20 protein-coding genes are annotated in these 20,286 nt (G+C 36.9%); 3 read left to right on the top strand and 17 right to left on the bottom strand.

The genetic code is table 11. The features are described 5' to 3' along the window. Nucleotides 1–404: 404 nt before the first annotated feature. From AO058_RS07810 to ruvC, 8 genes are all read right to left on the bottom strand, one after another. A complete protein-coding gene (locus AO058_RS07810; RefSeq protein WP_075325931.1) occupies nt 405–1,412 on the bottom strand; it encodes a metal-dependent hydrolase in 1,008 nt (335 codons plus the stop codon). Nucleotides 1,413–1,632: 220 nt separating this feature from the next. Then, entirely contained in the window at nt 1,633–3,411 is a 1,779-nt protein-coding gene (locus AO058_RS07805; RefSeq protein WP_075325930.1) for a MutS-related protein, read from the bottom strand. After that, nucleotides 3,404–3,769 carry an MmcQ/YjbR family DNA-binding protein gene (locus AO058_RS07800; RefSeq protein WP_075325929.1) on the bottom strand — a complete coding sequence of 122 codons (366 nt, stop codon included), beginning with the start codon at nt 3,767–3,769 and terminating at the stop codon, nt 3,404–3,406. The genes AO058_RS07805 and AO058_RS07800 overlap by 8 nt, the downstream gene beginning before the upstream one ends. Before the next feature lie 112 nt (nt 3,770–3,881). Next, nucleotides 3,882–4,496 (bottom strand): DUF4230 domain-containing protein, encoded by a 615-nt coding sequence (locus tag AO058_RS07795; protein WP_075325928.1) that lies wholly within the window; start codon nt 4,494–4,496, stop codon nt 3,882–3,884. 1 nt (nt 4,497) lies between these two features. Beyond that, nucleotides 4,498–4,848, bottom strand: a complete 351-nt coding sequence (locus tag AO058_RS07790; RefSeq protein ID WP_075325927.1) for a DUF4260 domain-containing protein — start codon at nt 4,846–4,848, stop codon at nt 4,498–4,500. Then, nucleotides 4,845–5,591, bottom strand: coding sequence for a cyclase family protein (locus AO058_RS07785; protein WP_075325926.1), 747 nt, complete (start codon nt 5,589–5,591; stop codon nt 4,845–4,847). Before AO058_RS07785 ends, AO058_RS07790 begins: the two co-directional genes overlap by 4 nt. 233 nt (nt 5,592–5,824) lie before the next feature. Further along, complete coding sequence (hemW, locus tag AO058_RS07780) at nt 5,825–6,991, bottom strand: radical SAM family heme chaperone HemW (RefSeq protein ID WP_075327917.1); 1,167 nt, start codon at nt 6,989–6,991, stop codon at nt 5,825–5,827. 77 nt (nt 6,992–7,068) lie between these two features. Next, on the bottom strand, nt 7,069–7,668 hold the full coding sequence (ruvC, locus tag AO058_RS07775; RefSeq protein WP_075325925.1) for a crossover junction endodeoxyribonuclease RuvC: 600 nt from the start codon (nt 7,666–7,668) through the stop codon (nt 7,069–7,071). A 187-nt stretch (nt 7,669–7,855) separates the two neighbouring features. On the opposite strand from ruvC, the gene AO058_RS07770 reads away from it, so the two are divergent. After that, nucleotides 7,856–9,004 carry a glycosyltransferase family 2 protein gene (locus AO058_RS07770; protein WP_075325924.1) on the top strand — a complete coding sequence of 383 codons (1,149 nt, stop codon included), beginning with the start codon at nt 7,856–7,858 and terminating at the stop codon, nt 9,002–9,004. A 2-nt stretch (nt 9,005–9,006) separates the two neighbouring features. Next, nucleotides 9,007–9,282, top strand: coding sequence for a YciI-like protein (locus AO058_RS07765; RefSeq protein WP_075325923.1), 276 nt, complete (start codon nt 9,007–9,009; stop codon nt 9,280–9,282). Nucleotide 9,283: 1 nt separating this feature from the next. On the opposite strand, the gene AO058_RS07760 is transcribed toward AO058_RS07765, so the two are convergent. The 5 genes from AO058_RS07760 to AO058_RS07740 all read right to left on the bottom strand — a co-directional run bounded on the left by AO058_RS07760 (nt 9,284) and on the right by AO058_RS07740 (nt 13,320). Continuing rightward, nucleotides 9,284–9,853, bottom strand: a complete 570-nt coding sequence (locus AO058_RS07760; RefSeq protein WP_232228901.1) for a hypothetical protein — start codon at nt 9,851–9,853, stop codon at nt 9,284–9,286. 68 nt (nt 9,854–9,921) lie between these two features. Then, entirely contained in the window at nt 9,922–10,320 is a 399-nt protein-coding gene (locus AO058_RS07755) for an ExbD/TolR family protein (RefSeq protein ID WP_075325922.1), read from the bottom strand. Nucleotides 10,321–10,368: 48 nt separating this feature from the next. Then, entirely contained in the window at nt 10,369–11,487 is a 1,119-nt protein-coding gene (locus AO058_RS07750) for a tetratricopeptide repeat protein (protein WP_075325921.1), read from the bottom strand. A 22-nt stretch (nt 11,488–11,509) separates the two neighbouring features. Further along, nucleotides 11,510–12,958, bottom strand: a complete 1,449-nt coding sequence (locus tag AO058_RS07745) for a M56 family metallopeptidase (protein WP_075325920.1) — start codon at nt 12,956–12,958, stop codon at nt 11,510–11,512. Next, nucleotides 12,958–13,320 (bottom strand): BlaI/MecI/CopY family transcriptional regulator, encoded by a 363-nt coding sequence (locus AO058_RS07740; RefSeq protein ID WP_057482135.1) that lies wholly within the window; start codon nt 13,318–13,320, stop codon nt 12,958–12,960. The genes AO058_RS07745 and AO058_RS07740 overlap by 1 nt, the downstream gene beginning before the upstream one ends. Nucleotides 13,321–13,655: 335 nt before the next feature. Between AO058_RS07740 and AO058_RS07735 the strand changes: the two genes are divergently transcribed. After that, nucleotides 13,656–14,153, top strand: coding sequence for a DUF456 domain-containing protein (locus AO058_RS07735; RefSeq protein ID WP_075325919.1), 498 nt, complete (start codon nt 13,656–13,658; stop codon nt 14,151–14,153). A gap of 102 nt (nt 14,154–14,255) precedes the next feature. Here the strand turns inward: AO058_RS07735 and AO058_RS07730 are convergent, their stop codons facing one another. From AO058_RS07730 to ppsA, 4 genes are all read right to left on the bottom strand, one after another. Further along, nucleotides 14,256–14,555: an HPF/RaiA family ribosome-associated protein gene (locus AO058_RS07730; protein ID WP_075325918.1), complete on the bottom strand. Its 300-nt coding sequence runs from the start codon at nt 14,553–14,555 to the stop codon at nt 14,256–14,258. Nucleotides 14,556–14,658: 103 nt separating this feature from the next. Beyond that, entirely contained in the window at nt 14,659–15,099 is a 441-nt protein-coding gene (locus AO058_RS07725; protein ID WP_075325917.1) for a hypothetical protein, read from the bottom strand. 78 nt (nt 15,100–15,177) lie between these two features. After that, complete coding sequence (locus tag AO058_RS07720; RefSeq protein ID WP_075325916.1) at nt 15,178–17,805, bottom strand: cation-translocating P-type ATPase; 2,628 nt, start codon at nt 17,803–17,805, stop codon at nt 15,178–15,180. Between the two features lie 106 nt (nt 17,806–17,911). Beyond that, on the bottom strand, nt 17,912–20,278 hold the full coding sequence (gene ppsA / locus AO058_RS07715) for a phosphoenolpyruvate synthase (protein WP_075325915.1): 2,367 nt from the start codon (nt 20,276–20,278) through the stop codon (nt 17,912–17,914). Nucleotides 20,279–20,286: the final 8 nt, after the last annotated feature.

The following is a 20,286-nucleotide window of genomic DNA, read 5'->3' as shown; positions in this document are numbered from 1 at the left end:
GGGAGTTGTATTGCCATGAATACACGAATATTTTAGTCAATAGTCTGTAGTTGTTAGGCGTTTGATATAATGAAACTAGCGTCTAAATACTAAAGTCTACCGATTAAATCGATAGAGGTTGCTTCAGTCATTTTTCCTTCGCAATGACACCAATTTTGATAGAATAGGTATTTTCTTCCAGGCATTATGAATCTCCTATATTATCTTATAATATTCGATCATCGTTTCTAGTAGTCATTACAAGCGACGAAGGAGCGTGGTAATCTTTTATTTAGAAGTTTTTCCCACGATCTGAAAAGATAGCTTCAGTCATTCTTTCTTCGCAATGACGCGCGGCTGGATGATTTCTTTAAAATATATCGATATTTTATTGAAACAATTGTGAAATCATGATCTTGAATAATTTAATTTCCCAACATCCTATTCCCCAGCTGCGATAATAATTCCTTTGCATCTCCCCTGGTCTTTTCAGTTTCTATGGCTTTAATTTCGCCATTTTCTTTAATCAGTTTATAGCTAAAAGCAAAGTCGGCATCTGCCCTGGCTATCGGGCTTAAAGTCCCAAAACGAAGATCGTTAAAATAGATTTCTCCTTCTCTTTCTGAAATGGTATACCAACCTTCCGAAATATCAATAAGCCGTTTTACATTTCGCTTTTCAATCCAGTCTCCAAGCAAACGATGGTTTTTAGGATGTGCTACGAACTCTATTGGTTGCGTATCAAAAATTGAATAGTTCCCAATTAAATATGCATCCTCAACTTCCACGTTAGCCGACCATAAAACAGCATTTAGCGGGGCCGGCTTCGTTTCAATTTTATAATAGGCAATATCCTGGTTTTCCAAAGCTTCAGTAAACTTATCAAACGTATAAAGTTTTAAGGCCGGGGTAATAACTAACAAATAAATACTACTTATTAAGAGGCCAAGATTATTTAGTTTTCTTCTTTTTTCAGTTCCTTTTGCTTGTCGCATCGCCAGGATTAAGAACACTAAAAATGGCAAAGTGTATAAAGGGTCTATTACAAAAATGTTCTTATAGGCCAAACGGACTTCTAAAGGCCAAAATAACTGTGTTCCCCAGGTTGTATGAGAATCTAGAAGCGGATGCGTAAAAAAGCCCCAAAACATCAACCAGGACCAGTTTTGCCAGGTTGCAATAGATTTCTTTTCAATCTTTGAAATTAGCCAACCAAAAATGGGTGCAAAAAGTATAGAAAATACGATGGAATGTGTAAAGCCGCGGTGAATTTCAATAGCGGTAATAGTATCGGTAAAAGCGCTGGCAAAAGTATCCAGATCGGGAATTGTGCCCGCAATGGCTCCATAAAGCATCGCTTTGTTTCCAACTTTTTTCCCCAGAACCGCTTCGCCAACCGCAGCGCCTAAGACTATTTGTGTTAGTGAATCCATTTATGACTTTTTTCTTCTCTGATTTGTAACTTCTACTTTTCCAAAAGAAAACTAGATAGTAATAAAGTTTTAATCACGTCATCCTGAACTTGTTTCAGGATCTAATACGTTGATAAGATCATGTTAGAAGCTGAAACAAGTTCAGCTTGACGAAAATAAGACATTCCATATAATCTCAACTAAAGCTTAGAAAAGGTTCCAAAATCCTTAATTCTAGCATTTAATCATCAACAATCTCCATTTTCCTTAGAAGGAATGAGGCATTCATATTCTGGCAAATTCCATCTTTAAATTTATAGTCAAAATGTAACTCATCATTGATAATTTCAGCATCAAAATAGTGGTTTTTCACCTGACTTAATTCCGAAGTAATTTCGCACAAACTCAAATCATGGGTAGCAATGATTCCGGTTGAATTAGAGTTCACCAGTTTCCTGATAAACTTTTTAGAGCCTATAGCTTTATCGCTACTATTGGTTCCTTTTAAAATTTCATCAAGAATAATAAAATACCGATCGGTTTTAATCTCGTCTACTATAAATTTTAAGCGTTTTAATTCTGAAAAGAAATAAGATTCGTCGTCATTTAACGAATCACTGGTGCGCATACTGGTAATGAGTTTAATCGGCGAATACTTACAAGCTTCAGCACAAACCGGAAGCCCAATATTGCTCATTAAAATTTGAAGGGAAACCGTTCTTAAAAATGTACTCTTCCCGGCCATATTCGCGCCTGTAACAATAAAGAATTCTTCGTCTCCAATCGCAAAATCATTGGCAACCCTCTTTTTAGGATCTAAAAGCGGATGTGCCATTTTGCTAGCTGAAATTCCCTTTTTTTCGTTGATGATTTCAGGAAAAACATAGTCTGGATGATTAAACACGAAATTCCCCAGGGAATTATAAGCATCGGTAAATTCAATTACCTCAAACCATTTTTCAACGTTTTGGCGGTATGCTGAAATCCATTTTTCTAGTTTATAACTCTGGCGAAGATCCCAGAGTAAAAAACCGTTACCAAAAATGCCAAAAATCATATTGTTTCGCTGGTCTAATGCATCGATCGCTTTGGAAAATTCTTTGAAAATTGCGGATGCCTTTTTCTTTTCTGAATGAATAAGCGACTGGTTTTTCTTTAAAATTTCTGAAGAAAAATCTTCTTTTTCAAGAAGTTCCAGCAACAAATGATATTGATGAAAAGTATCCTGAACTTTACTTACGCTCCCCGAAAGTAAATTGATTTTCTTCAGGTAAATTCCTGTAAAAAGTAAGCCGGCTAAGAACCACAGAAAAAGATGAATTCCCTTTAAATAATCAAAAGAATAACCCGCGATCACTAGAATGGAAATCACCGAAAAGACAGTGGGCAACCATTTCATATAATTCGGAACAAAATTTTTATAATTTTTAAACCATTTAATGACGGTTTTTGATGGGGTCTCAGTTTTTACCAATCTGGCTAAGGCCGTAAATTCCTGCCTCCATTCAGCTTTAGTTGCAAGTTCTTTAACGGCTTCCTGTTTCTGAGAAATATCTTCTATGCTATTTTCAGTAAAAATACCAGCAAGCTTTTTAGTACCTTCATAAAGTGCGGTTCGGTTGGAATACTGGAAAAAGGAACCCCTTCCAAATAAGTCGATATCCTGGCTGTAAGGATGAACGGGATTTTCAAATTCACTGCCTTCGGGTAAATCCTGAAAATTCCGGGTTTTTAAAATATCAATTTCCAGTTCGTTTAGCTTGATGATTTCCTTTTGCTTATCACTCTTATCTTTAAGATTGCTGTGCCTGGAAACCAGGAATAAAAAAAGTGCAATCCCACCAATAACTACAGGAACGATCACATTCATATTTCCGAAAAAATAATAGATCGTAAAACATATTGCTAGAAAAATAAAAAGCCTGATTAAACTGGAGATCAGCAATTTTTTGGAGATCTTGCTTAATTCCTGCTGGTGTATTTCTTTTTGCTTTGAATAAAATTCTAATGGGTTATTCATCTAAATCTTTAAGTTCTTGTTGTTGCTTTTTGGTTAATCCCGCTTCTACCAAATTGTAAGAATCGTCTACTAATTGAAAAATAAAATCGGGCTTTAAGTGACCATCCAGGATCACTGTGTTCCAATGCTGTTTGTTCATATGGTAACCGGGTAAAATATTATTCTCGTATTCTTCCCGCAATCTTATCGCTGTTTCAGGATCACATTTTAAATTTACACTTAGTGGAATCGCATCAAGACCAGTCAGTGCAAACATCTTGCCCATAACTTTAAAAACCAGCGTATCTGGACCAAAAGGTAAGCCTTCTGTCACGCCTTTTTTACTGATGCAGTAGTTTCTAAGGGTTTCGATGTCCATATATTTAAGAATTGTCATTTCCGTGAAGACGGAAATCTATCTAATAATCAATATGCTAGATCCTGACTTCTCGACTAAGCTCGAAGTGACGAGTTCAGGATGACGTCACCGTCTAATTTTCAATCTTCGCTTGATTTCTATCTTCTAAAGTCAGCGCGGTATAATCTAGCTTCCAACCTATGGTTTCCACTATTTTTTCCATCAATAAAATAGTATCCAGCGCCTCTTTTCTCGCCTGGTCTAAAAGTCCGCTTTGGGGAATTTTATCAACTATATAGTTTTTGGCGTCGCGGTTAATATCAGTAAGATCTGAAGTAGTGAACGGATTTGCCCATCCCTCGCGCTTATCATAATATTTAAAATCTGTTTCTACAGTAAGTAATTCGGGCTGCGGAAAATTGGTGAGCACAATGGTTTTCTTTTCATTCTCGCTATTCATTCGCACTTTACTAAGGTCAAAACCTACGTGTGCTTTGGCATTAACCAACACTATGGCCTTTTTCTTTCCTAAGAGCAAACTCAGGTATTTTTCCTTTAAATTCTCGTAATGATAGACTTCAGAAAAATCGCCTTCAACGGTTATAAATTTGCAAACACTCCTTATTTTATCCATAATCACCAACGACTGCTCATTGGTTTTAAGCTTTGATTTCTCCTTATTAAACCTGGCAAAAATAAAATAAGCCACGACCGCTCCCACGGCCAATCCGATAAATAAAAATTCCATATTAATTTCCTATTTCTCCCAAATGAGTGAACTTGAAGCCTTTTTCATACTTGAGCCCGTAGCCTAAAATACGATCAAAAGCCGCGTGTGAAAACAAAATTACACCTATTAATTGAAATACTTCATTTTGCAGGTAAAATCCCAGGAACCAGATTGAAATCGCAAATCCTTTATGATGAAAAAGGTTATAAATTAAAGCACCAATTTTATTATTGAAGAGATATCCAAGCATTCCAAAATCTGGTGTAAAAAATAAAACTAAAAACCACCACCAGGCAAAGTCTAATCGGCTAAAAGCGAAGATTCCCAATATTAACATTCCGAGTTCTTCAAGTGCGAGTGTTATTTTCATAAGAATTTATATAAAACAGGTTTTGAGGGGCTGGCATCGTTTTCAAAAGAAGCTATTTGCAGGTTTAGCAAATAATCCCCATCCTCAATAGAATTAGGAACATACACAAGTTCGGTAATAGTAGCATCAAACCGAGTGTTTTTCGGATAATTCCAAAAAGCTTTATGCGCCAATAATTTCCCGCCATCCTTTTCCTTATCTACCGAAGGTAAATCTATAAGCAAATGTTTTACACCGGAATTTCTAAGATAAACCGCGGCCTCTTCACTAAGATAAGGCCAATTGGTATGTGAATATTTTTTAGTCTGCTTTTCCCTGAAATTGGGCAGCGTGCGTATAATTAAAGCTTCCGTTTCATTAGGCTGAATTTTCTCCCTCAAAATTGCCTCGGAAATCACCTTATCTTCTCCTCTTGTTTCAGGCTCTACTGAAATCAGTTTAGAAAGAAAGAAGAAAGTTTTTAAGGTTTGATTGACGCTGTAAAATTCCCTGGAAATATGACCTACACATTCGGTATGCGTACCGTGAGCGTGCGGATTAAACTGAATATTATTAAAATTAACCGAGGCTCCTTCTGAAACTTTCCCAATAAAATCACCGTCTTTAACCGGATTTATTTTAGGAGCATCTAAATACCAGGCCACCGGGTTTTTAGCATCGCCCCGCAAACCAATGGAAATATCAATTGGTTTGGAAAGATCGGTTTCGTAAGTTTTCCTGTTGAGTTCTATACTTGCTTTCACAAGATAAATGTATTAAAAAGTTTCTGCTATTAAATATGAAAATGGAATAATAAGAATCTTTGGCAAATGTCATCTGATTGTCATCCAGAACTTGTTTCAGAGCCTGCCCCGATTTTGTTCGGGGATCTAAGTTTTTAGTAACTAGAACATGTTAGAAGCTGAAATAAATTCAGCTTGACGAGGTTTGAGTTTGTTGTATAGTTTTTAAATTGAAAGTCAAAAACAAGCATTTCTTAATCCAGGAAAAACAAATCTGCAGCAATCCCGTCGCTTAAAAATTTCCCTTTGGAAGTAATATGATAGATCCCATTTTGTTCCCGAAGTAGATCTTCCTTTTGTAACGGTTTAGCAAGTTCCAAAAAATGGGCTTTATATTTTTCTCCAAACTTCCCGGAAACCTCAGCAAGCTCTACTCCAAATTTTGTGCGAAGCCGCGTCATTACATATTCGTTGTATTTATCTGAAAGCGATAAGGTCTCAGTTTCTTGGGGAATTTTATCATTTTCCAGGGCTTTTATATATAAAGGATTATTGGAGATGTTCCATTTCCTGGAATCCCCATCATAAGAATGCGCGGCAGGACCAATACCTAAATAAGGTTTCCCCAGCCAATATGCAGTGTTGTTTTCTGAAAAATAATCAGGCTTGCCGAAATTAGAAAACTCGTAATGTTCAAAACCATTTTTTGTAAGGGTTTCCACCAGGATTTCGAAATGAAGTTTAGCGGCTTCATCATCTACCGGTTTTATTTTTCCTCTTTCAATAAATTTTTGAAGCGCGGTATTCGGTTCTACGGTAAGTGCATAACTGGAAATATGCGGTACACCAAGTTCTAACGAAATTTCTATATTTCGCTGCCATTGTTGTACACTCATTCCCGGGATTCCGTAGATAAGATCTATAGAAATATTATCGAAATATGATTTTGCGAGTTTTATACTTTTTAAAGCTTCCTCGGAGTTATGCGCGCGGTTCATCAGCTTTAAATCTTCTTCAAAAAAAGATTGAACTCCAATACTCAACCGGTTTATTTTAGAAGCCTTAAGCATTTTCAACTTTTCTTCGGTTAAGTCATCGGGATTTGCTTCCAGGGTTATTTCAGGATTTTCAGCAATCTTATAATTCGAGTAAATAGTCTCAAAAATTTGTTGAAGTTCCTCCGCTTCTAACAAACTGGGAGTTCCGCCACCAAAATAGATCGTCTGGATTTCAGGAGAGTTAAGCTCATTTTTCCGCAGCACTAATTCCCTACATAACATTTCCACAAGCTTTCCCTTCTTTTTTAAAGAGGTAGAGAAATGAAAATCACAATAGTGACAAGCCTGCTTACAGAAAGGAATGTGAATGTACAAGCCCGCAGCCCCTCCCGGCCTCCCCGAAGGGGAGGAGTTATCAGCAATTCCATATAATAACTTTTCTCTCAAAATTTTAACCTCTTTCATTAATTCATAAACACCCTACTTCTGGTCTGGGAATTTCATTTTTTCTTTGGGGGGCCAGAGGTTTTCCCCCTTTGGGGGTTAGGGGTCTGAACTCGTGGCTCATTTTGCCTTACGAAGGCAGCCCAACCGGAATAGCTTTTCCCCACTTCGGTTATACCTGAATTGTAAAAATGACAAACCGCAGCTGCAAGTCCGTCGGTTGAGTCGAGATTCTTTGGTAATGATTTCAAACCTAATAAACTTTGCAGCATTTTTGCCACCTGCTCTTTACTGGCATTCCCATTCCCGGTAATTGCCATTTTAATTTTCTTGGGTAAATATTCAGTAATTGGTATTTCTCTTGAAAGTCCGGCGGCCATAGCCACGCCCTGTGCCCTTCCCAGCTTAAGCATAGATTGTACATTTTTACCAAAAAACGGGGCTTCAATTGCAATTTCATCTGGATGATAAGTATCTATCAACTCTATGGTACGTTCAAAAATCAATTTTAGTTTAACGTAATGATCGCTGTATTTACTTAGCTGCAACTCGTTTAGCTGCATAAATTTCATCTGCTTGTTTTCCACTTTTATGAGTCCGAAGCCCATAATGGTGGTACCGGGATCAATTCCTAAAATGATTCTTTCGCTTTTCAAAATACTTTTTTCAATTTAAAATTCACCAAATTATAGGTAGCTTAGCAAAGCTAAGCAATTTCATTTCCTTACTCGCTAAGCGAGATTTCAAATACGCCATAGTTAAGATATTTTCTCTTTCTACTGCTCTTCAATTTGCAGTGATTTGATTTACTTTACAGGGAAATTAAGACTTTAAAAACCGAGTATGTTCATCTTTATCATAATCTGTATTTGTTATTCGGTTTTAATGCTAATGCTGCTTTACGGCTGGAAAAAAATTCCTGAATTCTCTTCGGAAAGTTCCCCTGCGGAAATTCGGTTTTCGATCATTGTTCCTTTTAGAAATGAAACTGAAAATTTACCGAATTTATTGAATTCCTTATCCCGGATAAATTATCCTGAATCTAAGTTTGAAATACTCCTGGTGAACGATGAATCTGAAGATAATTCGGTGGAAATCATCGAGGAATTTCAGGAGAATCATTCAGAATTCGGTGTAAAACTTTTAGAAAACAAACGGGTTTCCAATTCTCCAAAAAAAAACGCCATTAACACTGCGATTAATTCTGCTAATTTTGAATATATAATTACCACAGATGCCGACTGTAAGATTCCTAAAAACTGGTTAAAAAGCTACAATGATTTTATCCTTAAAACCGGAAATAAACTCATTGCCGGGCCGGTGGCTTTAAGTTCTCTTCCAACAGCAAACACAAATATAAAACGTAAAAATATCTTAAGGAACTTTGAAGAGTTAGATGTTTTAAGTCTGCAGGCATCTACTGCCGGAGCCTTCGGTATCGGGAAAGCATTTATGTGCAATGGCGCAAATTTATGTTATGAGAAAGATGCCTTTTTAGAAGTTTCAGGGTTTACCGGAAATGATAACATTGCAAGCGGTGATGATGTTTTTTTGCTTCAAAAATTTCAACAGGAGAATTATAAAATCGGGTTTTTAAAAAGTAAAGAAGTACTCGTTTATACCAAACCTCAACAAAGTTTTGGTAATTTGGTGTCACAGCGAATTCGTTGGGCTTCTAAAGCGCCGGCTTATAAAGGTTTATTTGCAAAATTCACCGGAGTAAGCGTACTTTTGATGAACCTAAGTCTTGTGATCGCTCTTTTTTTAGTCTTCTTTCAAATCCTGCCCTACCAGCCTATTTTGATTATTTTTCTAATAAAATTTAATCTTGATTTTATACTGATCTACAGTTCAGCTAAATTTTTTCAGCGAGAAACAGTATTGCGAAGTTATTTTTGGAGCAGCATCTTTTATCCTTTTTTTAGCACTTACGTCGGGGTTAAATCCCTATTTTCGGACTTTTCCTGGAAGGGAAGACAATTTAAAAACTAAAGATGAATTATTATATTTTAGATTATATCACCTCTGATAATTACCTGGAGGAAAGGGTGAAATACCGAAAAGAACACTTAAATCACGCCACCGAATATTTTAATGAAGGCTATTTAATACTTGGAGGAGCCATCGACTCGGCAAACGAAGCGGTATTAGTTTTTAAAGCTGACTCTGATAAAATTGTCAAAGCTTTCGCAGAAAACGATCCCTATGTAAAAAACGGCCTTATTAAAAGCTGGTTGGTAAAAAAATGGAATGTGGTGATTGGGGATTAATCTATTCCGCCTTAATAACAATTGGCATTTTAAAAACGGTAGAAACCGGTACACCGCGCTTACTGGCGGGATAAATTTTTGGTAGAGAATCTATGCTCTGGTCTAACCACATTCGCAATTCTGGAAGTTGATTATTCAAGGTAGAATCTATTTTAACCGAATCGATCTCGGGACGGCCAGCACTATTTATTTCCAGGTAAAGATAAAGCGTATCGTCTATAGATTCTGTAACTACCGGTTGTTGTTTAGAAAGATAAGCATAAATATTTTCGGCTACTTCCCGCTCAAAACATTCCCGGGCCGCAAGTAGTTCGGTTTCGTCCTGGCAGTCTTCAAAAGTAGGGTATTCGTCTACTTCTTTCCAATTAAGTGTTCGGGATTCCAGTTCCAGCACCTCTTCAGAAGAAATTTTCTTGGTCTCAAAATTACAGGAGGAAATTAGGAAAAGTGCAATTACAAATAATCCACGTCGAAACAAAATCAAAAGGGAATGGCAGAAGAAATAAGACTTAAATCTTGAGATAGGTTTCAGAGCATTTAAATCTCGATTATCGAGTAAAGCTTTTTTCATTGGCAAACGCACTTGGACTTTAAGCAAAAGTAAGGAAAATTAGGAGAAAGGCTGGGGAAAATAAAAAGCTAATCTTCTATTGCATCCAGTTTTAAAGACTTTATTTCTAACTGCCATGCAGCCTCATCAAGATCCAGGTTTTTATACTCCAAAAGATATTTATTCGTTTTTGATTTCAAACCTTCCACGGCCCGTAAAAGTTGATGATTTATATCCATAATAAAACCGTGTTTCAGGTTCTTGTCTGCATAAATATTATAAACAAGTCGGTTATATTTCACCGCTGGCTGCTTATAAACCAAAGTTTTTGTTTCTTCTAAAAGTTCGTTCATGCTCAGTTTTTGCTCTTCCAAATAGATATTTTTATCGGCGTCTACAAAAACATTGATTTCAAAAGCTTCCTGGGAAAGCCCTGTATTAGCAATGAGAAAAAGACTGAAAAAAAGTAAAGTAATTTTAAATTTCATAGGTGTTGATTCAAAGTTATTTTCAAATGCTCGATGGGGAAAATTAAATTAATTCTCAGCTAAATGCATCTTTTTCTTTAGGTCGCTTGCCCGGGTTTTTGCCCTGTATAACATTCCATCGTTACCAATGGTTTCATATTTATTAAAATAAGCTATGTAATAATTTATAACGGTTGAATCGTCTGCCATATAATTATCGGCAGCTACGGCACGTTCGTATAAAGCTCTCTCATTATCTGGGTTTTCTTCCAGGGCTTTATTAAAATAATCTAACGCGTCTTTATATTTTTCCTGCATCTTATAGGTTAGTCCCAAACTCAAATATTCGGCATCTACCGGTTGCTTCTTTATAAGAATAGACATTAATAAATGGGTTTCAGATTTATCTAAATCCCCGGTTAGGGCATATAATTTCCCGAGGGTATAATGTGTGTCTGAATTTCGGTCTTCCATCTCCAAAGCTTTATTATAGTTTTTAATTGCTTTTTCATACTCATTAAGTCGATAATACGCAAACCCAAGTTTACTATAGATAAATTCTGAATCCTGCCCAATTTCTATCAGCTTTTCATAAGGCTGGAGCGCTTCTTTGTAAAGTTTCAAAGAAGAATAAGTTTGTGCCAGAATAGAAAGTAAAGAAGGATTATTGGGATTTGCCCGAAGTCCGCGTTTACTATAATGCTCTGCCATAGTGTACTGCCGGTTCCTTAATTTATCTTTAGCTACTTTATAAAGCGCTGCCTGGTGCGTGGTGTCCAGCATTATAGTGTACGTAAAAAAATGAATCGCAGTACTATCCTTTAGTTTTTCCCTGATTAATCCTTGCTGATATTTAAAACTGGCATTTTTTGGATATTTTTCGTTCAAAACCTTAAAAAGGCTGTCGGCAGCTTCCAGTTTCCCGGTTTTGACCAGTAATTCTCCATAGTCTATGGTGGTTAGAATGCGATCTGGATTTTGGTCTAAAACCTTTTTGTAGTTCTCAAGTGCAATCTCCGGCTGCCGGTTGGCAGCATAATTTTTAGCCAGTTTTAAGTAGGTTTTCTCTGTTTGAGGAGCTATTTCCTGAAGTTTTTTTATGGCCTCAGCATATTCTCCCACGGCATACAAACTGTCTGAAACAGCCAAAGCCGAAGTTTGAGCTTCGGCTTTAAAGGCTACTAACATTAAAATAATTATTAGACTAACTCTATTCACTGCTACCTACTTGAAAAACTATAGGAAGAGAATACATCACACTTATGTCTTTACCATCTTGTTTCCCCGGCTGCATCTGTGGAAGTTCAGAAATAACTCTTATGGCTTCTTCCTGTAAAGCTGGATGTGAAGCTCGTGCTTTTACATCTACTACTTCTCCGGTTCTATCTATCCTAAATTGAGCAATTACGCGATTAACACCTTTTAAGTTTAATTGTTTTCCTAAACCGGTATTAAAATTTTTATTTACAAATTGGGAAATCTGGCGACTCATACATTCTTTTCTCTCCTCATTAGTACTTAGGTTTTCACAACCAACAAATACCGGCACATCTTCTACTACTGCAAATGGCACCCCAACTTCTTTTTCTGTAACGATAGGCGGCAATGGCGGTGGTGGTGGCGTTGATCCCTTTTCATTTTGACTCATCGCATCTAGAATTTCAAATAATTGCTGCTTTTCGGTGTCTGATAATTTCTTACCATCATCAATGGCCATTTTAATTTCTGCTAATTGTTCTGAAATGGACTGATTCTCTTCCAGACCTTCTCTATTTTCTGAACAGGAAACATAAGTCAGCATCATAAAGAGTAAAGGCAGCACAAATAAATACTTGAATTTCGCAATTGTTTTTGATCTTGATTTTTGTAACATAATAATTCGTTTTTTGATTAATGAATGATTAAAAAATTGATTGATGAATGAAATATTCTGCGTGTTAAACGCGGTGTTAAGCAACTGTTCATAATAGCTGCGTTTGGTTGTGGTTTTCACCACGTTTGCATCGGCGATGAACTCGTGCAAAGTGGCAATCCTGCTTTGGTAGATATAAACCAGCGGATTAAACCAAAATATAATCTTTAAAGCTTCAAAAAATACCAGGTCCAGGCTATGCCTTTGTTTTACGTGAACTAGCTCGTGAGACAAAATTTGCTGCTTTTCTGCTTCAGATAATTTATCACCTAAAAAGATGGTTTTGAAAAAAGTACAGGCAATGTTTGAGTTTGGAACTTCAATAATTCGTAGCTCTTTATCTTCTGAAATTCTTCTAAAACGGAATAGATGATTTAAGTTTTGATATTTTTTCAGCAATAAAATTAAGCTAAGTACCACTCCTGAAACATAGGTTACCAGCCACCAGTTTATTTGTAAACCCTGCTCCTGCACTAAGTTTACAGTAGGCAATTGCTGAATATTCTCTGGTTGTCCACCAATATAAACTTCGGGAAGCAAAACCTGTGAAAGTGCAGAAATAGAGTCTGCCGGAACAAGCGCCGATAAACTTTCAAATTTCAATAATGGCAGTAAAAGTGAAACAAGCGGTGTTACTAATAAATACAGCCTGTTTATCGTAAAAAATGTCTCTTTTTTTAGCAGCAGTTCATACATCAGCAAAAAACCGAGTTGAAACATAACTACCTGAAGTATATAATCTAACATTACTTTTCTTTTTTATTGATTTCTTTTAAAATGGCTTCCAGGTCTTTAGTGTCCATATCGTTTTTCTTCATAAAAAAAGAAACCATACTTTTAAAGGAGCCGTTAAAATAATTGTTCATCAATTTATTGATGCTTTGATTGCTATAAGTTTCACGAGCCAAAAGCGGAAAATACAAATAGCCCTTCCCTTTCTTTTCGTGATCTACAAAACCTTTGTCTTCCAGGATTCTCACAATGGTAGAAACCGTATTATAAGCCGGTTTAGGCTCTGGCATTTCTTCTATTATTGAAGCGACATTGGCTTTCTCCAGTTTCCAGAGAATTTGCATAATCTCTTCTTCGGCTTTGGTTAGTTGTTTCATAATTAATGTTTGTCATTTCCGCGCAGGCGGAAATCTCTTATTATATTCATTTGTCATTCCCACGCAGGTCGAATCTATATCCAAACCTTTAATTCTTATTCCACGTCAAGCTGAATTTATTTCAGACTTTATCCCGAATTAACTCGGGATTCCAGGATTAATTGAAACTAGATCTCCGAATCTATTCGGAGCAGGCTCTGAAACAAGTTCAGGATGTCGTAAAATTCAAGTTCAACACTGCTAATATAAACTAACATTTTAGTTTAACCTAATAATTTAGTTAAAAACTTCTTCGGAATTAAATTATATTTGATAATCAAAACATTTAAAAGACTATGGATCTAATATTATTTGGAGTTGGAGCGGTTTTAATGATCCTTGGAATTCTGGGAAGTTTTTTACCGGTTTTGCCCGGTGTACCGCTTAGTTGGGTGGGATTATTGCTTCTTTATTTAGCACCGTCTGTCCCTATAAATTATTGGGTTTTAGGCATCGCTTTTGTACTCGCTGCCATAATTTATGCCCTTCAACTTATTATTCCGGCAATGGGAACAAAAAAATACGGCGGAAGTAAAGCCGGAATGTGGGGCGCTACTATTGGATTGGTAATCGGGATTTTTGTTCCAATCCCGCTGGGAGTAATAATAGGAGCTTTTGCAGGAGCCTTTATTGGGGAAATTATTAATAAATCTGATTCTAAATCGGCTTTACGGGCAGCCTACGGATCTTTTATTGGTCTTCTTGCTTCTACATTTATGGAGTTGGTAGTAGCGGTAGGGTTTTTAATTTTCTTCAGCTATAAAGCCTGGGAATTTAGGGAATTGATATTTTAAAAAAGAGGCTGTTTAAAAATGGTTTAACTAAAGTCTGGTAAATTTGGGCTAAACAAAATGAGATGTAAAACCTGTTATTTTTAAACAGCCTCTGCAAGCATCTTAATGTGCTACAAAAACAGCCTTTCTTTTCTTGAGCTGCTGGTCAAGTTCGAAGATGGTTTTTTTGATGGCTAATTCAAAACTTTCTTCTGTTGAGGAAGCAAAAATCCTGGGGCCGGGAGCACTAAGCTCGATCTCACAAATTTTTGATCTTCCCGTTGGGTCATTTTCTTCTTTAAAATAAACTTCGGCTCTAATAAGCCATTCATATTTTTCTGATAATTTATCTAAGTGTTCTGATACAAATTGAGTTAAATTCTGACTTCCTTTTGTTTTTATAAATTGAATATTGATGAACATAGTAGTAGGTTTTAATTGTTAGTTCAAAATTAGGTTTAAGGTTTCTTATTAAATATGATAAAGGTCACTTTGGATTCAATTAGACCAAATCATAACGATCAATTTATGAGTATTCAGGTCGCTTGTCGGTATCTTTTATATACTCTGTAATTTTAAAAAGTTCTAACCTGTTTAACCTGAAGGCTTTTACAAAACTTGCGATTTCATCTTCCAAATGTTCGTGTTCCATTCTAAAAACCCTGGAATCTTCCATTTTTTCAAGAATCATTTTCCCTATTTGCTGCCTATGCTTATCGGTTTTCTCCAATAGATCCTGGCAACGTTCTTTTAATTTTAGAAGTTCATTCTTCATTTTTGAGGCCACCTTATAATTTTCATCTTTATCTATCCATATAAAATAGCTATCTAAAAGTTTATGTAGAAAAGTGAGATCGTCCCTGAAAAAATGTAAATCTGAATTCCAGTGTTTAGTGAGCGTATAGAGCTGCTCCATATTGGCTTCGGCAATAAAATCGCCCTTTGGCCTTTTCCTTATACTTTCCATAATTAATAGTTTTATAATACATTGAAATTAATATAATACGATCTAAAAAAGTATGATTTTCGTCAGTCGCAAGTAAGTTTAATTCGCCAATTTCAGGAACTTTAAAATTTGGGATAACACTAATGAAGCAAACCCAAAAACCACGATAATTATAAAGTGATTCGCTGAAAGTGGTACCAGTGATAGAGCTTCTGACATTAAAGGAATATGATAAACCAGCACCATAGTTAAAACCGAAAAAACCAATGCTCCCCAAACCCACGGGTTGGTGGTAACTTCATTTTTTAGGAAAGATATTTTTCGTCCGGGTAGATTAAAGACATTCAGTAACTGACCTAAAATAAGGGTATAAAAAGCAATATTATTTACCATAATAGCACTTAGACCCATTTTAAAATGTGTGTAGGCCACAACGCCAATTACCGCCGCTGTAATACTTAAACCATATAAAACTGTAGCGGTCCAGAGTTTTTTAGTAAGTATTGGCTCCTGCGGATCCCTGGGAGGATCTTTCATAATGTTTGGATCTCCTTTACCCACACCCAGCGCTAATGCCGGGAAAACATCGGTTACCAGGTTTAGAAAAAGTATTTGGAGCGGAAGTAAGGGCATGGGCAAGTTACTAAAGGATGCCAGGGCTACCGAGATTATTTCTGCCAGGTTACACGAAAGTAAAAAAATCACAAATTGCCTGATATTTTCAAAAATGGTACGTCCCTGTCTTATGGCAAGCTCGGTAGAGGTGAATTTATCGTCCATCAGGATCACATCGGCAACTTCCTTGGCAGCCTCGGTTCCTCTAATTCCCATGGCAATGCCGATATCTGCTTTTTTAAGGGCCGGGGCATCGTTTACTCCATCTCCCAGCATTCCCACAATGGCTTTATTTTTTTGATAAAATTCTACTAAATCTAATTTTTGGCCGGGAACCATTCTTGCAAAAATTCCCGCCTGCATCAAGGTCTTTTGCTTATCTTCAGGTAAACTGCCTATTTCTTCGAGATCGGCACCATGTACAACCATTTCTTCAGGGGCATCTTCAGCTATTAATCCAATTTCCTCACCTATTTTTCTAGCAGTATCAGGATGGTCTCCGGTTACCATTACCACCCGTATTCCCGCGTTTTTATAAGTTTCAATTGCTTGTTTTATATCCTTTCGCGGCGGATCTAAAAATCCTAAAATTCCCACGAAGGTGAGATTATTCATTAAATCTTCATAATCTGGCTTTGCAACAGTTTGTTTAAAAGCAAAAGCCAGGACACGCATACCTTCGGCTGCAATTAATTTTGACTGTTTTTGCCATTCCTCTTTATCCAGAAATTTCTTTGCCCCATCTTTGGTTAAAATGAAATCACAGGAATCAAGCAAAGCCTCCAAAGCTCCTTTCACACAAATTAAATATTTGCTTTCAAAATTATGTAAAGTGGCCATTTTTTTGATTTCAGCATCAAAAGGAACCTCCTGTATTTTCGGATATTTTTGCTGAAGTTTTTTATAATCAAATCCCATCTCGGCAACAAATTCAACTAACGCGATCTCCACGGCATCTCCAGTGAATTTATTATCTTTTAATTTTGAATTATTACAGAGGCTACCAATTTGTATCAGTTTTTCAAAAGCAGGATCTGTTTTGAAATTTGCTGCTTCGGTTGCCGGAAAATCTAAAGTACCCAACATTAAATGGTGAACGCTCATTTTATTTTCGGTAAGTGTGCCAGTTTTATCGGTGCAAATTATCCCTGTTTCGCCTAAAGTTTGAACCGCCTCCAATTTTTTAATCACTACATTCTTTTTAGAAAGTCGAAGCATCCCCCTTGCAAGAGCTATGGTCGCTACAATGGGCAAACCTTCAGGAATTGCTGCTACCGCTAAGGCAATTCCGGTTTTTATCATCAGCATTAAATCTTTGCCCTGAAAGTAGCCGGTTAATACAATTAGCATAGCAAGAATTAAAGTGAGCCATATAAGCCATCTGCTTAGTTTTTTCAACTTTTTTTCTAAAGGCGTACTTTGCTTTTTAGCACTACTGGTGAGTTCGCTAATACGGCCAATTTCGGTATTAATTCCTGTTGCTATTACAATGGCCTTTGCTTTTCCCCTAACCGCAATCGTACCTTTATATAACATATTTTTACGATTGGCCAGAGGAACTTTTTCGGGAAGTGATTCAATATTTTTTTCTATCTGATTACTTTCCCCGGTGAGAATAGCTTCTTTTACCGCAAAACTTTCGGTTTTCAGCATTCGGCAATCGGCAGGAATAACATCGCCGCTCTCCAGAATTACAATATCGCCGGGAACCAATCCTGCCGCCTTAATTTGCTCTTCCTTACCACTACGCAGAACATTGGCCTGTGTTTCTACCATTTTCTGCAGAGCCTCTACCGAACGAAGCGCCTGCCATTCCATAAAAAATCCAATAAGCGCAGTAATAAGGATCACTATTAATACCGCCGTGCCTTCCAGCCATTCGCCAAAGAAATAAGCCAATGCCATCGCGGCAGCCAGAATATAAATTATAGGATCAAGAAATTGCTCTAAAAATATGAGTCCGATATTTTTAGATTTCGATTCTTTTAATCGATTAGCTCCGTGTTTTTCTAATCTTGATTTAACTTCAGAACTATCTAATCCATTATTGGGATCTACATTAAATTCCGACAGGATTTTTTCAACAGCGAGCGTGTGCAGATCTTTAGACATTTCTTAGTATTTTACTCGATAATCGAGATTAAATGTTCCGGGGCTTGCCTCGAAATTAGATTATATTTTCCAATATCAATTCTTCGTTAACTTTCTCTGAAGTTGTTTACTGCCCGGCCTCGGCCTTATTAATATTTTCAATACCTTTTAAAAGTGCATCAGGATTAAACGAAATACTATCTATTTGTTCTTTTACCAGAAATGAAGCGAATTCGGGGAAATCACTTGGCGCCTGGCCGCAAAGTCCTATTTTCTTCCCAACTTTCCTGGCTTTTTGTATCGCTGTGGCAACCATTTCTTTAGCAGCAGCATTATTTTCATCAAAAACACTTACCATTAATTCTGAATCGCGATCAACACCCAGCGTGAGTTGTGTGAGATCGTTAGATCCTATGGAAAATCCGTCAAAATGTTCTACAAATTCTTCAAGGAGAATTACGTTAGAGGGAATTTCCACCATCATATAGATTTCAAGGGAATTCTTTCCGCGCTCCAAACCGAATTTTTTCATAAGCTCGATTACGGATTTTGCTTCTTCAATCGTTCTGCAAAAAGGAATCATCACTTTTAAATTATCAAGACCCATTTCTTCCCTAACTCTTTTAATAGCTTTACATTCAAGCTCAAAAGCTTCTTTATAGTTAGGATGAGGATAACGCGCAGCGCCTCTAAAACCAAGCATAGGATTTTCTTCTAAAGGTTCAAATTGACGGCCTCCAATTAGGTTTGCGTATTCGTTACTTTTAAAATCGCTAAGCCTAACAATTACTTCTTTTGGGTGAAATGCGGCCGCCATTACGGCTATTCCGCGGGATAATTCTTCAACAAAAAAATCACGTTTATCTTTATATTGCCAGGTTAGTTCGTCTATGGCCTTTTTTGCAGCTTTTTCTTTAACCTCATCATATTTCACCAAAGCCATTGGGTGAATTTTTATTTTATGGGTAATTATAAATTCCATTCGTAATAATCCAATTCCTGTATTTGGATAAAAAGAAAGTTGAAAGGCCCGGTCTGGATCTGATAGAATGAATTTAGCTTCGGTTTTTGGAAGGGAAATTTTTCCAAAATCAATTTCCCTGGTATCAAACTCCAAGGCCCCTTTATAAATAAAACCGGTTTTGCCTTCACAGGAAACGGTAATCATTTCCCCGTCTTTAATTTTTGTAGTAGCATCGTTTGTACCCACTATGGCCGGCACACCAAGTTCGCGGGCTACAATTGCCGCATGACTGGTTCTTCCGCCTCTATCGGTTACAACTGCAGCTGCCAATTTTAATAGCGGATCCCAGTCTGGGCTGGTGTTATTGGTAATAAGAATCTCCCCGGGATTTAACTTATGTCCTTCTTCAGGTGACTTCAAAAATCGCGCTTTACCGGTGGCGATGCTGGAACCAATAGCGCTTCCGCTAGTTAAAATTTCTCCTTTTTGCTTTAGGTGATATTCAATATAAAAGCGTTTATCTTCATCCTTATGTACCGTTTCGGGGCGGGCCTGGGTAATAAAAAGTTCGTTGGTTAAACCGTCTTTTGCCCACTCCACATCCATTGGGCGGTTATAATGCTTTTCGATAAGTAAAATCCATCGGGAAAGTTTAATTACCTCATCATCATTTAAAACAAAACTATCCTGTTTTTCGAGCGGAGTTTCAATGTTCACTGTTGAAGAATGGCCGCTGGATTCGGCATAAACCATAGAAAGTTCTTTGTGCCCCAGTTTTTTCTGAATAATCGGATTTTCAGCTTTATCAATAGTTGGTTTAAAAACATCAAATTCGTCTGGATTCACCAATCCCTGCACAATATTTTCACCTAATCCCCAAACACCGGATAAATGAATAATATTTCTGAAACCAGATTCGGGTTCGAGGCTAAAGCCAATCCCCGAGCAACTAATATCAGATCTAACCATCTTTTGTACACCTACCGAAAGTGCTATTTCGTGATGCAAAAAGCCCTGGTCTTCCCGGTATTTAATGGCCCTATTGGTATAAAGGGAAGCAAAACATTTCTTAACCGCCTCAAGCAATGCTTCGTTTCCTTTAATATTTAAAAAGGTGTCATGCTGGCCGGCAAAACTCGCACCCGGTAAATCTTCGGCCGTGGCACTACTTCTCACGGCAACCTGGATGTTTTCTCCTTTTCCCAAATCGTTATATGCCGCAATAATTTCTTCGGAAAATTCTTTAGAAAATTCTCCCCGTAAAATCAGCTCCCTGGCTTCAGAGCCAATACTGCTAAGGTTCTCATAATTCTTCCTATCAAGTTTTTTCAATAAAATTTTTATTTCTTCTTCAATATTATTCGACTTTAAAAAGGTCCAAAAACCTTCTGAAGTGGTAGCGAAACCATCTGGCACCAGAACACCTTCAGAAGATAATTCGTTATACATTTCGCCCAGAGAAGCATTTTTCCCGCCAACCTTTGTGACATCTTTTATAGATATCTCTCTAAATTTTTTAATGAATTTCATAAGCTTAA

The sequence above is a fragment of the Salegentibacter sp. T436 genome, from assembly GCF_001932675.1.
Taxonomy (GTDB): Bacteria; Bacteroidota; Bacteroidia; order Flavobacteriales; family Flavobacteriaceae; genus Salegentibacter; species Salegentibacter agarivorans.
The sequence above is the reverse complement of the archived record's forward strand: the minus strand, read 5'-3'. Positions and strand labels throughout refer to the sequence as shown.